This is a genomic window from Mycobacterium sp. IS-1742 (assembly GCF_001500125.1).
Lineage (GTDB): Bacteria > Actinomycetota > Actinomycetes > Mycobacteriales > Mycobacteriaceae > Mycobacterium.
In genome coordinates this window covers 22,422-36,801 of the sequence record NZ_LQIV01000017.1, presented here as the reverse complement: position 1 = coordinate 36,801, position 14,380 = coordinate 22,422, and the positions used below count along the sequence as shown (strand labels likewise).

18 protein-coding genes and 3 tRNA genes are annotated in these 14,380 nt (G+C 67.7%); 10 read left to right on the top strand and 11 right to left on the bottom strand.

The annotated features are described in order from the left end of the window. Positions 1–5: 5 nt before the first annotated feature. The 4 genes from zwf to AU196_RS12390 are packed head-to-tail and all read right to left on the bottom strand — an operon-like array spanning position 6 to position 2,870. On the bottom strand, positions 6–1,508 hold the full coding sequence (gene zwf, locus AU196_RS12405) for a glucose-6-phosphate dehydrogenase (RefSeq protein ID WP_059095427.1): 1,503 nt from the start codon (positions 1,506–1,508) through the stop codon (positions 6–8). A gap of 43 nt (positions 1,509–1,551) precedes the next feature. After that, the gene (locus AU196_RS12400) at positions 1,552–1,965 is read right to left on the bottom strand and encodes an MmcQ/YjbR family DNA-binding protein (protein WP_059095374.1); all 414 of its coding nucleotides are present in this window, start codon (positions 1,963–1,965) and stop codon (positions 1,552–1,554) included. After that, a complete protein-coding gene (locus tag AU196_RS12395; protein WP_059095373.1) occupies positions 1,958–2,470 on the bottom strand; it encodes a metallophosphoesterase family protein in 513 nt (170 codons plus the stop codon). Before AU196_RS12395 ends, AU196_RS12400 begins: the two co-directional genes overlap by 8 nt. Positions 2,471–2,474: 4 nt before the next feature. Next, positions 2,475–2,870 carry a hypothetical protein gene (locus AU196_RS12390; protein WP_059095372.1) on the bottom strand — a complete coding sequence of 132 codons (396 nt, stop codon included), beginning with the start codon at positions 2,868–2,870 and terminating at the stop codon, positions 2,475–2,477. A gap of 89 nt (positions 2,871–2,959) precedes the next feature. Here AU196_RS12390 and AU196_RS12385 point away from each other — a divergent pair, with 89 nt between their 5' ends. Then, positions 2,960–3,670 (top strand): cutinase family protein, encoded by a 711-nt coding sequence (locus AU196_RS12385; protein WP_059095371.1) that lies wholly within the window; start codon positions 2,960–2,962, stop codon positions 3,668–3,670. A 33-nt stretch (positions 3,671–3,703) separates the two neighbouring features. Here the strand turns inward: AU196_RS12385 and AU196_RS12380 are convergent, their stop codons facing one another. The 3 genes from AU196_RS12380 to AU196_RS12370 all read right to left on the bottom strand — a co-directional run bounded on the left by AU196_RS12380 (position 3,704) and on the right by AU196_RS12370 (position 4,296). Further along, on the bottom strand, positions 3,704–4,021 hold the full coding sequence (locus AU196_RS12380; RefSeq protein WP_157546275.1) for a hypothetical protein: 318 nt from the start codon (positions 4,019–4,021) through the stop codon (positions 3,704–3,706). 72 nt (positions 4,022–4,093) lie between these two features. Then, positions 4,094–4,166, bottom strand: a tRNA-Arg gene (locus AU196_RS12375). Between the two features lie 41 nt (positions 4,167–4,207). Beyond that, positions 4,208–4,296, bottom strand: a tRNA-Ser gene (locus tag AU196_RS12370). An 82-nt stretch (positions 4,297–4,378) separates the two neighbouring features. Here AU196_RS12370 and hisC point away from each other — a divergent pair. Next, the gene (gene hisC / locus AU196_RS12365; protein ID WP_059095369.1) at positions 4,379–5,443 is read left to right on the top strand and encodes a histidinol-phosphate transaminase; all 1,065 of its coding nucleotides are present in this window, start codon (positions 4,379–4,381) and stop codon (positions 5,441–5,443) included. Beyond that, positions 5,440–5,922, top strand: coding sequence for a DUF4334 domain-containing protein (locus tag AU196_RS12360; protein ID WP_059095368.1), 483 nt, complete (start codon positions 5,440–5,442; stop codon positions 5,920–5,922). The genes hisC and AU196_RS12360 overlap by 4 nt, the downstream gene beginning before the upstream one ends. On the opposite strand, the gene AU196_RS12355 is transcribed toward AU196_RS12360, so the two are convergent. Further along, the gene (locus AU196_RS12355) at positions 5,919–6,503 is read right to left on the bottom strand and encodes a TIGR03086 family metal-binding protein (protein ID WP_059095426.1); all 585 of its coding nucleotides are present in this window, start codon (positions 6,501–6,503) and stop codon (positions 5,919–5,921) included. The genes AU196_RS12360 and AU196_RS12355 overlap by 4 nt on opposite strands. Before the next feature lie 40 nt (positions 6,504–6,543). Here AU196_RS12355 and AU196_RS12350 point away from each other — a divergent pair, with 40 nt between their 5' ends. Then, positions 6,544–6,861: a hypothetical protein gene (locus tag AU196_RS12350; RefSeq protein ID WP_231737539.1), complete on the top strand. Its 318-nt coding sequence runs from the start codon at positions 6,544–6,546 to the stop codon at positions 6,859–6,861. Between the two features lie 11 nt (positions 6,862–6,872). Next, on the top strand, positions 6,873–7,688 hold the full coding sequence (locus AU196_RS12345) for a crotonase/enoyl-CoA hydratase family protein (protein ID WP_059095366.1): 816 nt from the start codon (positions 6,873–6,875) through the stop codon (positions 7,686–7,688). A 10-nt stretch (positions 7,689–7,698) separates the two neighbouring features. Here the strand turns inward: AU196_RS12345 and AU196_RS12340 are convergent. Together AU196_RS12340 and AU196_RS12335 are read right to left on the bottom strand one after the other, a co-directional pair. After that, positions 7,699–7,785 (bottom strand) — tRNA-Ser (locus AU196_RS12340). A 20-nt stretch (positions 7,786–7,805) separates the two neighbouring features. Further along, entirely contained in the window at positions 7,806–8,318 is a 513-nt protein-coding gene (locus tag AU196_RS12335; protein WP_059095365.1) for a MarR family winged helix-turn-helix transcriptional regulator, read from the bottom strand. A gap of 66 nt (positions 8,319–8,384) precedes the next feature. Between AU196_RS12335 and AU196_RS12330 the strand changes: the two genes are divergently transcribed. After that, complete coding sequence (locus AU196_RS12330) at positions 8,385–9,368, top strand: NAD(P)H-quinone oxidoreductase (RefSeq protein WP_059095425.1); 984 nt, start codon at positions 8,385–8,387, stop codon at positions 9,366–9,368. A gap of 15 nt (positions 9,369–9,383) precedes the next feature. On the opposite strand, the gene AU196_RS12325 is transcribed toward AU196_RS12330, so the two are convergent. Further along, complete coding sequence (locus AU196_RS12325; RefSeq protein ID WP_059095364.1) at positions 9,384–10,580, bottom strand: cysteine desulfurase-like protein; 1,197 nt, start codon at positions 10,578–10,580, stop codon at positions 9,384–9,386. A gap of 424 nt (positions 10,581–11,004) precedes the next feature. Between AU196_RS12325 and AU196_RS12320 the strand changes: the two genes are divergently transcribed. The 4 genes from AU196_RS12320 to wzm are packed head-to-tail and all read left to right on the top strand — an operon-like array spanning position 11,005 to position 14,059. Next, positions 11,005–11,520 carry a bacterial proteasome activator family protein gene (locus AU196_RS12320; protein ID WP_059095363.1) on the top strand — a complete coding sequence of 172 codons (516 nt, stop codon included), beginning with the start codon at positions 11,005–11,007 and terminating at the stop codon, positions 11,518–11,520. A gap of 7 nt (positions 11,521–11,527) precedes the next feature. Then, the gene (gene wzt / locus AU196_RS12315) at positions 11,528–12,346 is read left to right on the top strand and encodes a galactan export ABC transporter ATP-binding subunit Wzt/RfbE (protein WP_059095362.1); all 819 of its coding nucleotides are present in this window, start codon (positions 11,528–11,530) and stop codon (positions 12,344–12,346) included. Further along, positions 12,339–13,232 (top strand): galactofuranosyltransferase GlfT1, encoded by an 894-nt coding sequence (gene glfT1 / locus AU196_RS12310; RefSeq protein ID WP_059095361.1) that lies wholly within the window; start codon positions 12,339–12,341, stop codon positions 13,230–13,232. Before wzt ends, glfT1 begins: the two co-directional genes overlap by 8 nt. Continuing rightward, on the top strand, positions 13,229–14,059 hold the full coding sequence (wzm, locus tag AU196_RS12305; protein ID WP_059095360.1) for a galactan export ABC transporter permease subunit Wzm/RfbD: 831 nt from the start codon (positions 13,229–13,231) through the stop codon (positions 14,057–14,059). The genes glfT1 and wzm overlap by 4 nt, the downstream gene beginning before the upstream one ends. Positions 14,060–14,380 lie beyond the last annotated feature (321 nt).

The window sequence follows — 14,380 nt, the reverse complement described above, 5'->3', positions numbered from 1 at the left end:
CGCGCCTACTCCGTCTTCTTCTCCCGCCATTCGCGTTCGAACGGCAGCCGCCACGCGTTGGGTGCGATCAGCTGGTGAATGGCGTTGGGGCCCCAGGTGCCGGGTTGATAGACCTTCACCGGCGGCGGGTCCTCGAGCAACGGAGCCGAACGCTCCCACAGTGATTCGATGCCCGCGGCCGTCGTGAACAGGGTGTGGTCACCGCGCATCGCGTCGAGGATCAAGCGTTCGTAGGCCTCGAGCACGTCGCCGACGCGCCCGGTCTCCTGGGTCGAGAACTGCATGGACAGTTTGTCGAGTTTCATCCCCGGGCCCGGCCGTTTGCCGTAGAACGACAGCGACACCTTGGAGTTGTCGGCGAGGTCGAACGTGAGATGGTCCGGGCCCTGGGACCCGACGCCCGAGCCGGGCGGGAACATCGAACGCGGCGCCTCTTTGAACGCGATCGAGATGATCCGCTGCCCCTCGGCCATCCGCTTGCCGGTGCGCAGATAGATCGGCACCCCGGCCCAGCGCCAGTTGTCGATGCCGACCTGCATCGCGATGAACGTCTCGGTCTCCGAATCCGGTGCGACACCCTCCTCCCGTCGGTAGCCGACGTACTGACCGCGAATCACCTTCTTCGGGTCCACCGGCAGCATCGACCGGAAGACCTTGTTCTTCTCCTCGCTGATCGCCCTGGGCTCCAGCGCGGTGGGCGGCTCCATCACGACGAAGGCCATCACCTGCAGCAGGTGGGTCACCACCATGTCCTTGAAGGCGCCGGTGCTCTCGTAGAAGTTGGCCCGCTGGTCGAGGCCGAGCTTCTCCGGGATGTCGATCTGAATGTGGTCGATGAAGTTGCGGTTCCAGATCGGTTCGAACAGCCCGTTGGCGAACCGGAACGCCAGGATGTTCTGTGCGGCCTCCTTGCCGAGGAAATGGTCGATGCGGAAGATCTGCGCCTCGTCGAAGGTCTCGTGCACGAAGGCGTTCAGTTCGCATGCGCTGGCCAGGTCGGTGCCGAACGGTTTCTCCATCACCACGCGCGAGCGGTCGACGAGGTCGGATTCTCTGAGCATCGTGATGACGGCCGTGGCCGCCTTGGGCGGCACCGACAGGTAGTGCAGCCGCCGCGTGTCGGGGCCGAGTTCGGCTTCGGCCGCCTTCACCGCCGAGGAGAGCGCCTCGGGCCCGGCGCTCTGCGGCACGTAGGAGATCCGGCAGGCGAAACCCTCCCACTCCTCGTCGGAGAGCGTGTGATTGCCGAACGCGTCGACGGCCTCGCGGGCCAGCGCCCGGAACTCGTCACCGCTGAGCTCCTCGAGCGATGTGGCGACCACGCGGATCTTGGGCGCCAGCGCGGACTGCACGAGGTACGCCATGCCGGGCAGCAGTTTGCGTTTCGCCAGATCGCCGGTCGCGCCGAACAACACGATGACGTGGGGGTCGAGCTTCTCCTCGTCGACGCGGTGCGGATGCGCGCCCGGCGCGGGATAGGCGATGGACTGCGGGGTGTCGGGGGCCACCTTGGCGATGATGTCACCATGCACACCGCCGTGCAGCGGCTTCTCAGTCCTGCCGACCGGCCAGCCAGCGCTCGGCGCGCCGGCGCGACGCCCGCGACAGCCACGCGTCCTGGATCAACTCGGTCAGTTCCTCGAGCCCGATCCGGCCGATGTCCTTGCCGCGCACCAGAACCGAGAGGTGACCGTCGAACCGGTCGGTGGTGAAGAACGGTGAGTGGGGGTCCTGGACCAGGGCCAGCTTGTCCGCGTCGGATTCCACCCAGATCATGATGACGTCGGGATAGCGCTCGCCGGTGCCGGGATCCGCGGCGTCCGGCTGCGGCGTGCGGAAGAACACGAACGACTTCCCGCCGACCTGGTAGATCGCGTTGCCCTTCGGCCCCTCGATGCGTGTCGTGTGCGGCATCGCGGCCGCGACCTCGTGGACGTCGGAGACCCGGGCGGGACGGTCAGCCACGCGGGCTCACGGGGGCGATGTTGTGCAGAGCGACATCGGTCAGCGTCCCGTCGGCGACCGTCGCCGTCATGTACGTGCAGTACGGCTGGCGGCGCCGATCCGTCGGCGAACCCGGGTTGAGCAGCCGCAGGCCCGTCGTCGCGGTGGTGTCCCACGGGATGTGGCTGTGCCCGAACACGAGCACGTCGGTGTCCGGGTACAGCTTGGCCATGCGCGCGTCCCGCCCACCGGACGCCCCGGTCTCGTGCACGACCGTGAACCGCACCCCGCCCAGCGTGACGTCCGCGCGTTCGGGCAGGCGGCGGCGCAACTCCGCGCCGTCGTTGTTGCCCCAGCACGCCACCAACCGCTGGGAGCGCTCCTCGAGCACGTCGAGCAGACCCGGCTCGACCCAGTCGCCGGCGTGGATGACGACGTCGACGTGCGCCACCTCGTCCCACACCGCCGCGGGCAGGTCGCGGGCCCGTTTGGGCACGTGGGTGTCGGCGATGAGGAGCAGCCGCATCGGTCTACTCCTGCACCGGCGCCTGCAGCAGTTCGGCCATCCTCGGGATGACGGTCTGCAGCGCCTTGAACGGACGCAGCATCACCTTGAACGACGTGATCTCGTCGGCGTCGTTCCAGTCGATCATGTCGATGCCGTTGACGTGGACGCCGTCGAGGTCGGCGACGAACTCCAGCACCGCCGAACGGTCGGCATACCACTGGTTGACGTAGCGGAACCCGTTCCCGCCGAACACCTTTGCCGCCGCGTTCAGATAGGCGGCGGTCTTGTCCCGCCCCTCCTGCGGCGTGAACACCGCGGGTGAGTAGAAGACCGCGTCCCGGGCCAGAAGCGGCGTCACATCGCCGTGATCACCGTCGATGAGGTCGAGCCAGCGCTGGATCACCGTGGGTGTCGTCATACCGTGCGAGATTACGCGGAGTTTGGCAGGCCCACGTGGGGGTACTCACGCCTCTCGTCGGGCCATTACGTTCAGCAGGAGTTACCCCTATGAGAGTTCGTCCCCTCGGTCGCATCCTCGGCGCGGTGGCCGTGACCACCTGGGCCGCGTTGGTGGGCGTGGCCGCCCCGCCGGCGTCCGCCCAGGCGTGTCCGGACGTCGAGATCGTCTTCGCCCGCGGCAGCGGTGAGGCGCCGGGTGTCGGCGGCGTCGGACAGTCGTTCGTCGACGCCGTGCGCGCGCAGGCCGGTCCACGAACCGTCAACGTGTATTCGGTGAACTACGCGGCGTCGAACAACTTCGACGCCCGCGACGACCTGGCCAGGACCGTCGTCGAAGGGATCCGCGACGCCGGGAGCCGCGTCCAGACCATTGCCACGACGTGCCCGGACACCGACATCGTGCTGGGCGGTTTCTCACAGGGAGCCGTGGTCGCCGGGTTCGTGACCTCCTCGACGGTGCCCGATGCCGTCCCGGCCGCGTATCGCAACGCCGTTCCCCAGCCGCTCGCGGCGGAGGTCGCCGAGCACGTCTCGGCGGTCACCCTGTTCGGGCTGCCGTCTCCGCAGTGGCTCGGTACGTTCGGCGCCCCGCCGGTCGTCATCGGCCCGCTCTACGAGCCGAAGACGCTGCAGCTGTGCGCGGAGGGCGACACCATCTGCAACGGTGCCCCGGGCGGGCAGCCGAGCATCGCGCACGCGCTCTACGGGATCAACGGGATGACGCAGCAGGCCGCGACCTACGCGGTCGAGCGGCTGTGACCGCAGTACCGGCACTCAACAGCCCGATCGGCGTCAGCGTATGAACGCGCGGTGCACGACGCGGTGGAGCCGTCCCGGACCGTCCATCAGCGTCTGGCATGCGGTCTCGGGGGCTTCGGATTGCGGGCACACGAGGAGTCGGACGACGTCGAGGTGTTTGACCGTGGGTGAGCGGTTCTCGAGGCACGTCCTGGCGATCAGATGCGTGTCGGCTATCCGGTCGAGCGTGAGCGTCAAGGTCATGTAGGCGGTTCGCTCCGCGGCACTCTGCCGGCGGTGGGTGTAGATCGACAACGCAAGCGCCGACACCGCTGCGATGGCGGCGATCATGTTCGCGACGTCGATCTGCATCATCCCCCCGATACGGAAAAGCGCGACTCCCGGGCATGATGCGTGCCGCGGGAGTCGTTGTCGCTCGTCGAGTGCGCCCGAAGGGATTCGAACCCCTAACCTTCTGATCCGTAGTCAGATGCTCTATCCGTTGAGCTACGGGCGCTTGCCTGTTCAGTTGTGTCGTGGCTGACGAGTCAGCCGCGGCGGAGGCGAGAGGATTTGAACCTCCGGTCCCCTGTAAGGGGGACAACTCATTAGCAGTGAGTCCCATTCGGCCGCTCTGGCACGCCTCCTGACGTTACCGCCGGTCGCACAGCCTACACATCCGTCGGCCGTGGAAGCAAAGCGGTCGATCCACCCCCCTATGCTGGTCAGGTGACCGCCCGCCTCCGCCCCGAATTGGCCGACATCCCGGCCTACACACCGGGTAAGACGGTTCCGGGTGCCATCAAGATCGCCAGCAACGAGACCGTGCACGGTCCGCTGCCGAGCGTGCGCGCCGCGATCGAGAAGGCAACGGACCAGATCAACCGCTACCCCGACAACGGCTATCTCGACCTGCGGGAGCACCTGGCCAAGCACCTCGACGGCGGATCCTTCGCCCCTGAGCAGATCTCCGTCGGCTGCGGTTCGGTCAGCCTGTGCCAGCAACTGATCCAGATCACCACCTCGGTCGGCGACGAGGTGATCTTCGCCTGGCGCAGCTTCGAGATCTACCCGCTGCAGGTGCGTACGGCCGGGGCCACCCCGGTGCAGGTCCCGCTGCGCGACCACACCCACGACCTCGACGCGATGGTCGCCGCGATCACCGACCGCACCCGGCTGATCTTCGTCTGCAACCCCAACAACCCGACCAGCACGGTCGTCGATCCCGCGGCGCTGGCCGAGTTCGTCGCCGCCGTCCCGCCGCACATCCTCATCGTGCTCGACGAGGCCTACGTCGAATACATTCGCGACGGCATGGCGCCGGACAGTTTCGGGTTGGTCCGGTCCCACCCGAATGTCGTGGTGCTGCGGACCTTTTCGAAGGCGTACGGGCTGGCCGGACTGCGGATCGGATACGCGGTCGCCGACGCCGACATCGTCACCGCGCTCGGCAAGGTGTACGTGCCGTTCTCCGCGACCAGCCTCTCCCAGGCCGCCGCGATCGCCTCGATCGACGCCGCCGACGAACTGCTCGCCCGCACCGACGAGCTCGTCGCCGAACGCGACCGCGTCACGAGCACCCTGCGCGACGCCGGGTTCACGCTGCCGCCGTCGCAGGCGAACTTCGTGTGGCTGCCGCTGGCCGAGCGCACCCTCGACTTCATCGAGAAGGCCGCGCAGAACCGGCTCGTGGTGCGCCCCTACGGTGAGGACGGGGTCCGGGTGACCGTCGCCGCGCCCCACGAGAACGACGCCTTCCTCGAATTCGCCCTCAAGTGGATGGGACAGCCATGACCTCGACGCGCACGACCCGCGAGACCTTCGACGAACTCAAGGGGCGGACCGGCACCCTCGGCGACGCCGAACTCGACGAGTTCTGGAGCACCCTGGAACCCGTCGACATCGACTTCATGATCGGCGAGTGGAAGGGCGGCGAGTTCCACACCGGACACAAGGCCAACGGGTTCATGGAGCGGCTCAACTGGTTCGGCAAGACGTTCCATTCGGCCACCGACGCCAAACCCCTGGTGTGCCTGGACACCGAGGGCAACAGGTTCTCCAACACCGAGGCGATGAAGGGCGAGGCCAGCCTCTGGATGGAGCAGTTCCGCGGTGAGGTGACCGCCTCGATGGTCTACGACGGCGCACCCGTGCATGACCACTTCAAGAAGGTCGACGACAACGCCGTCATGGGCATCATGAACGGCAAGGGCGCCCTCGACTCCAGCTCGGGGGCCGACCGTCACCTGTACTTCTACCTCGAACGGGTCTAGACCTCGGCGCGACGGCCGGTGAACGCCAGCAGGCGCTGCAGGGGCGGGGCGTCGTCGGGCACCTCGACCGGTTCGTCGAAGCCCGCCCGCACCCGGCCCTCCGGGGTGATGATCTTCTCCGCCATGCCGAGCACGTACTCGCACAACGAATCGGGCGCAGGCACGGTGTGCCCGATCGCCGTCGCGTAATCCCAAGCGTGCACCAGGAATTCGAGCGACAGGATGCCGACCAGGACGGTGCCCGGCATCGTGTTGCCGCCGACGTCGACGCCGCCGTCGACGCCGCGGCGGTGCCACGCGTCGAGCGCAGGCCGCGCCGCGAGGATCACCTGCCGCTCGACCGAATCCGACGGATCGCGTTGCGGGATCTCCGCGCCCGCCGCGCCGCCGAGGATCGTGATCGACCGCAGCAGGTGCTCGGTGAGCCCGGCCACGTCGAACTCGCGGCACGGCGTCTGCTTGCCCAGGTCGTCGGCCGCGATCGGGCGGACCACCTGGTGCAGCACGCCGAGACTGAGCTCGGCACTGCGCAGTTCGTCGGTCGGCGGTGAATCCGGGCCCTGCGGCAGGTCACTACGCATGGCGTTCACGTTACGTGGCCGGTGACCTATCGTGGCCCAGATGGGCACGCACGCGAGGACTCTGACGGTTGCGGCACTGCTGTGCGCGGGTGTGCTCGCCGGCTGCACACAGACGGTGACCGGGACCGTCGCCCAGACCACCGAACCCGGGCCGCCGATCCCCGACGCGACGACGGTCACCTGCAAGGAGTACCTCGGACTCGAAGAGGACGCCCAGCTGGCCATCGTCGGCGAGCTGGTCGCCGAGGGCAGCGGCCGGCTGAGCGATCAGCGGGCGGTCGTCGCCAAAACCCTGGCCGACGCGATCTGCGAGGTGCTGCCTTCGGCCAAGCTCAGCGACATCCTCATCGGGCGCTAGCCTCGAACACCATGGGCGATACATACGAGTCGGTGACCGTCGACGTCGACGGCCACGTCGCGCAGGTGACGTTGATCGGTCCCGGCAAGGGCAATGCGATGGGGCCGGCGTTCTGGGCCGAACTGCCAGAGGTGTTCACCTCGCTGGACGCGGACCCCGATGTGCGCGCCATCGTGCTCACCGGCTCGGGCCGCAACTTCAGCTACGGCCTCGACCTCGCCGCCATGGGTGGCACGCTGCCCGGCCTCGACGCCGGCGCCCGATCGCGCGCCGACTTCCACAAAACGCTGCAGACGATGCAGGGCGCGATCAGCGCTGTGGCCGACTGCCGTACCCCGACGATCGCGTCGGTGCACGGCTGGTGCATCGGCGGCGGTGTCGACCTGATCAGCGCCGTGGACATCCGGTACGCGAGTGCCGACGCGAAGTTCTCGGTCCGCGAGGTGAAGCTGGCGATCGTCGCCGACGTCGGCTCGCTGGCGCGGTTGCCGCTGATCCTGACCGACGGGCACCTTCGCGAACTCGCGCTGACGGGCAAGGACATCGACGCTGCACGCGCCGAGAAGATCGGTCTGGTCAACGACGTGTACGACGATCCGGAGGCGTCGCTGGCGGCCGCGCGCGCGACCGCCGAGGAGATCGCCGCGAACCCGCCGCTGACCGTCCACGGCGTCAAGGACGTTCTCGACCAGCAGCGCATCGCCCGGGTGTCGGAGAGTCTGCGCTACGTCGCGGCGTGGAACTCGGCGTTCCTGCCGTCGAAGGATCTCGGCGAAGCGGTGACCGCGATGTTCCAGAAGCGGCCGCCGAACTTCACCGGCGAATAGCACCCATGAGCGGTGGCGGAGGGATTTGAACCCCCGGACGGTGTTAGCCGTCTCTCGCTTTCAAGGCGAGTGCATTAGGCCGCTCTGCCACGCCACCGCGCAACAGCGTAGTGGGTGCTAGACGCGGCCGAGCCTGGCGGGCGCCGAGCCGGCGCGCATGGCGGCGCTCACCCGGCGGCAATTCTCCCCCATGGCCGCGATCTGCGGTCGGGACAGCCTGCCCAGGAAATGGGTCCGCACGCCTTCCGAGTACGTAATCATCGCCTCGCGGACCTGGGTGCGCCCGTCGTCGGTGATCGAGGCCAGCACGCCGCGACCGTCGTCCGGGCTCGCCCCCCGCCGCACCAGACCCTGCATCTCCAGACGGCGGATCTGACGGGTCACCCGGCTGGGCAGCGACATCAGTTTCTCCGCGAGATCACCCATGCGGGCGGACCCTGTCGGGGACTTGTCCAGCATGTCGAGCAGGCGGACGTCGTTCAGCGTCAAATGGTGCTGTTCGACCAACGTCTTGTTCAGCGTGGCGTAGAGCCTCAGCGCGGCGTCCAGGAAATTTTGCCAGGACCGTTGTTCTGCGATGTCGAGGCCCGGCATGTCGCTCGCCGTACGCCCCCCTATCATCCCCTCCATCCGCCCATGGTAAAGCACGAAGCGGTGTCCGGGAAGCGAACTGTACCCAAGAGTAGGGTTGAGATGATGCATGCGATTGTCGCCGAGTCCCCAGGAAAGCTGAATTGGACGGAAGTACCGGAACGCGCACTTCAATCGGGTGAGGTTCGAATCGAGGTCGTTGCCGCCGGAATCAACCGGGCCGACCTGTTGCAGGCCGCAGGCAAGTATCCGCCCCCGAAGGGCGCCAGCGACATCATGGGCCTCGAGGTCTCCGGCGTCATCACCGACATCGCCGACGGGGTGACCGGCTGGTCCGTCGGGCAACCGGTCTGCGCTTTGCTGGTAGGCGGCGGGTACGCCGAGAACGTCACGGTCCCGGCGGGCCAGGTGATGCCGGTGCCCGAATCGGTCGAACTCGCCCATGCAGCCGCACTGCCGGAAGTGGCGTGCACCGTGTGGTCCAACGTCGTGATGACCGCCGCACTCGCCGCCGGCGAGGTGCTGCTGGTCCACGGCGGCGCCAGCGGGATCGGCACTCATGCCATCCAGGTGGCCAACGCGCTCGGCTGCCGGGTCGCCGTCACCGCGGGGAAGGCGAACAAGCTCGACCTCTGCCGGGAACTGGGCGCCGAGGTGGCCGTCAACTACCGCGACGAGGACTTCGTCGAGCGGCTCCGCGCCGAGACCGACGGGGCGGGCGCCGACGTGATTCTCGACATCATGGGCGCGGCGTACCTCGACCGGAACATCGACGCCCTGGCCGCGGGCGGACGGCTGGTCATCATCGGCATGCAGGGCGGCGTCAAGGCAGAACTCAACATCGGCAAGCTGCTCGCCAAACGCGCGAGCGTGACCGCGACCGCGTTGCGCTCACGCCCCGTCACCGGGCCGGGCAGCAAGAGCGACATCGTCGCGCAGGTGGTGGCCAACGTGTGGCCGATGGTCGCCGACGGCCGGGTGCGCCCGATCATCGGCGCGGAGTTCCCGGTGCACGAGGCCCAGGCCGCGCAGGAACTGCTCGACTCCGGTGAGGTGTCGGGCAAGGTCCTGCTCCGCGTCAGGGACTGACGGTCGGGGCGGCCCTCAGCCCAGCGACGCGAGCGCGCGCACCAGCTGATCCACCTCGGCGGTGGTGGTGTAGTGCGCGAGGCCGATGGTGACGGCACCGCCGATGTCGTCGACCCCGATGACGTCGAGCACCCGGGAGTTCGCGTTCGCGATGGCCAGCACGCCGTTGTCGGCGAGCCGCTGCACCACCTTCTCGGCAGGCACATCGCGGACGGCGAAACTCAGCGTCGGGATGCGGACCTCGGGTTGCCCGATCACCATCACCAGCGGCAGCGAGCGCAGCGACATCAACAGGTAGTCGAACAGCCGGCTCATGTACGAGGTGGCGGACTGCATCGACAGCGACAGCCGCTCGCGGCGGGTGCCGGTGGCGTTCTCGTCGAGGCCGGCCAGGTACTCGATGCTGGCCACCACCCCGGCGAGCATGCCGAACTGGTGCACCCCGACCTCCAGGCGCGCCGGTCCCGTCGCGTACGGGTCCAGCGACACCGAGCCGAACTGTTCGATGATCGACGGGTCGCGGAAGACCAGCGCGCCGATCGGCGGGCCACCCCACGCCACCGCGTTGAGCGCGACGACGTCGGCGTCGATCTCGTCGAGGTCGATCAGCCGGTACGGGGCCGCCGCGGAGTGGTCGACGACCACCAGGCCGCCGACCTCGTGCACCAGCTTGGTGACCGCCCGCAGGTCGGTCACCGTGCCGATGGTCGAGGACGCCGAGGCGATCGCCACCATGCGCGTCGGCCCGGTGATCAGCCCCTCCCACTGCCACGCGGGCAGTTCGCCGGTCTCGATGTCGACCTCGGCCCACTTGATCTTGGCGCCGTAGCGGTTGGCCGCCCGCAGCCAGGGCGCGATGTTCGCCTCGTCGTCGAGTCGGGTGACGACCACCTCGTATCCCAGCCCCACCCGGGTCGACGCGGCGTCGGCCAGCGAGGCCAGCAGGAGCGCGCGGTCGGCGCCGAGCACCACACCGCGCGGATCACCGTTCACCAGGTCGGCGACCGCCTGGCGGGCCGCATGCAGCACCGCGGCACTGCGCCGCGCCGACGGATGCGGGCCGACGGTGGTCGACATCGACCCCCGGAACGCGGTGGAGACCGTCGTGGCCACCGCGTCGGGCACCAACATCCCGTGCTGGGCGTCGAAGTGCACCCATCCGTCGCCCAATGAGGGGTGCAACCCACGCACCCGGGCGACGTCGTATGCCATTCCTGCCACCTTAGAGCGTTCGTGAATTCCACAAACCGACACGATTTCCCGGCGGCGTCCGACCGCGCGCATGCCGTCGCCGCACCGGATCGGAACACCTGCCGAGCCATACTAGTCCAGGACCCTTCGAGAGTTGAGTGCTAATCCCCCCGCCGTTGCTGAGGTGGCCCCAGCGTCGGCGCCCGGGGCCTTCCTGCCGTTGGACCCACCGACCTCGCGGCGATGAACGTGTCGGCGACCGCCATCTCGCAGCGTCTGCTGAGGGTTTGCCGACAGCGGCGCCCGCCGACGCGTGCGATACCTCCACCGGCCCTCCCGGCGGTGGCGTGGGCACTGACCGACCGGGCGGTGGCGTGCGGGAGTCACGCAGACAACGGACTAGTGTCACACCGATAGAACAGCCTGTAGAGGGAATGCGACTCAGATGACGCTGAACAACGACGACGACAACATCGAGATCATCGGCGGCGACCCCGGCGGCGGTGACACCGCGGACGGCGACGGCAAGTCGCTGTCCGACCTGGTCGAACAGCCGGCCAAGGTGATGCGGATCGGCACCATGATCAAGCAGCTCCTCGAGGAGGTGCGGGCCGCTCCCCTCGACGACGCGAGCCGCAACAGGCTGCGCGAGATCCACCACACGAGCATCCAGGAACTCGAAGAGGGCCTGGCGCCGGAGCTCCGCGAGGAGCTCGAGCGGCTGACGCTGCCCTTCACCGAGGACAGCGTCCCGTCGGACGCCGAGTTGCGCATCGCCCAGGCACAGCTGGTCGGCTGGCTCGAGGGGCTCTTCCACGGCATCCAGACCGCGCTGTTCGCCCAGCAGATGGCTGCCCGGGCCCAGCTCGAACAGATGCGCCAGGGTGCGTTGCCTCCCGGCATCGCGGTGCAGGGCCAGCGTGGCGGACCCGCGCACCCCGGCACCGGGCAGTACCTCTAGGGCTGCGGTGGCGGTTCCTCGCATCGAGACCCGTGACGCGTGGGTCGAGTTCCCGATCTTCGACGCCAAGACCCGGTCGTTGAAGAAGGCGTTCCTCGGTAAGGCCGGCGGCGCCATCGGACGCAACGCGTCGAACGTCGTCGTCATCGAGGCCCTGCGCGACATCACCATGTCGCTGGAGCTCGGAGACCGGGTCGGTCTGGTCGGGCACAACGGCGCAGGGAAATCGACGCTGCTGCGCCTGCTGTCGGGCATCTACGAACCCACCCGGGGTTCGGCCACCGTGACGGGCCGGGTGGCCCCGGTGTTCGACCTCGGCGTCGGGATGGACCCCGAGATCTCCGGGTACGAGAACATCATCATCCGCGGCCTGTTCCTCGGGCAGACCCGCAAGCAGATGCTGGCCAAGATCGACGAGATCGCGGAGTTCACCGAGCTCGGCGACTACCTGTCGATGCCGCTGCGCACGTATTCCACCGGTATGCGCGTGCGGCTGGCGATGGGCGTCGTCACCAGCATCGACCCCGAGATCCTGCTGCTCGACGAGGGCATCGGCGCGGTGGACGCCGAGTTCCTCAAGAAGGCCCAGTCGCGGCTGCAGAGCCTGGTGGAGCGCTCCGGAATCCTGGTGTTCGCCAGCCACTCCAACGAGTTCCTCGCGCGGCTGTGCAAGACCGCGATGTGGATCGACCACGGCACGGTCAAGATGACCGGCGGCATCGAGGACGTCGTGCGTGCGTACGAGGGTGACGACGCGGCACGGCATGTGCGGGAGGTGCTGGAGGAACACCGCGGCGACTGGCCGGCATCGGTCACCGATGAGTGACGCGGTTTACGCAGTCGTCGTCACCCACCGACGTCCGGAGTCGCTGGCCAAATCGCTCGACGCGCTGTGCGCGCAGACGCGACGGCCCGACGGGCTGATCGTGGTGGACAACGACGACGATTCATTCGTCCGCGATCTGGTTGCGGCGCAACCGGTTCCGTCGACGTATCTGGGATCGCGCCGAAACCTCGGGGGCGCCGGCGGTTTCGCGCTCGGCATCTTGCACGCGCTGGCCCAGGGCGCGGACTGGGTGTGGCTTGCCGACGACGACGGACGGCCGCTGGACCCCTCGGTGCTGCAGACGCTCCTGGACTGCGCCGAGCGTCACGGATTGGCCGAGGTGTCGCCGATGGTGTGCGACATCGCCGACCCCACCCGGTTGGCGTTCCCGCTGCGCCGAGGACTGGTGTGGCGGCGACATGTCTCGGAACTGGGCGACGCCGAGTTGCTGCCGGGCTACGCGTCGCTGTTCAACGGTGCACTGTTCCGCGCCTCGACCATCGAGGCCGTCGGCGTCCCCGACCTGCGACTGTTCGTCCGCGGCGACGAGGTCGAGGTGCACCGCCGTCTCGTGCGGTCCGGTCTGCCGTTCGGCACCTGCCTGCGCGCCACGTACGTCCACCCGTACGGCAGTGACGAATTCAAGCCCATCCTCGGTGGCCGCATGCACACGCAGTATCCCGACGATGCGACCAAACGGTTCTTCACCTATCGCAACCGTGGATACCTGTTGTCCCAGCCGGGACTTCGCAAGCTGCTCCCGCAGGAGTGGGTGCGGTTCGGCTGGTACTTCCTGGTGTCCCGGCGCGACCCCGCCGGGCTGCGGGAATGGATTCGGTTGCGCCGTCTTGGTCGCGAGGAGAGGTTCGGGAGGCCGGGCACATGAGTTTCGATGAGGCGTCAGCGCAGTCGAAGACGATGGCGCGCGCCTGGGGTGACCTTCGCGACGGGTTCGGCAAACGCGAACTGTGGCTGCACCTCGGATGGCAGGACATCAAACAGCGCTACCGGCGTTCGGTGCTGGGCCCGTTCTGGATCACCATCGCCACCGGCGCCACCGCGGTCGCGATGGGATTGCTGTACTCGAAGCTGTTCAAACTCGAGCTGTCCGAACACCTTCCGTACGTGACGATGGGCCTGATCGTCTGGAACCTCATCAACGCGTCGATCCTCGAGGGCGCCGAGGTGTTCATCGCCAACGAGGGACTGATCAAACAGCTGCCGACGCCGCTGTCGGTACACGTCTACCGGCTGGTGTGGCGGCAGATGATCCTGTTCGGCCACAACATCATCATCTTCGTGATCATCGCGATCATTTATCCGAAGCCGTGGCACTGGACCGATCTCGCGGTGGTCCCGGCGCTGCTGCTGATCATGCTGAACTGCGTGTGGGTGTCGCTGTGCTTCGGGATTCTCGCGACCCGCTACCGCGACATCGGCCCGCTGCTCAACAGCGTCGTCCAGCTGCTGTTCTTCATGACGCCGATCATCTGGAACGAGGCGACGCTGCAGCAGCAGGGCGCCGGGTCCTACGCCAGAATCGTCGAGCTCAACCCGCTGCTGCACTATCTCGACATCGTGCGGGCGCCGTTGCTGGGGGCGGACCAGGAGCTGCGGCACTGGATCGTGGTGCTGGTGTTGACCGTGATCGGGTGGGCGATGGCGGCGTTGGCGATGAAGCAGTATCGGGCGCGGGTGCCGTACTGGGTTTAGAGCTCGAGCGCAGCAGCGGCGCTCGTTGCGGGATCGCCACCGGCCGGCGCACGCGCTACGAACTGCGAAGTCCCGTCTCAACACGCCTACCGACTGCGTGTCATCGCAAAAAGCGGAAACGCCGATGCGTCTCCCAAGGGGCCATTGCCTGCCAATTTCTTGGTTCTGCGATGCGCTGAACTGCGTGAATACCGAGACGGTCAACTACTTCGGATCAAGAATTGATCTTGAATGTATTTGCAAGTTTCAAAAGATAGCTCAACGAATCAAGCAAATTTGCTTCCCGTCAGAACCTTTTCAGTTACGTTCTCAAGCACATTA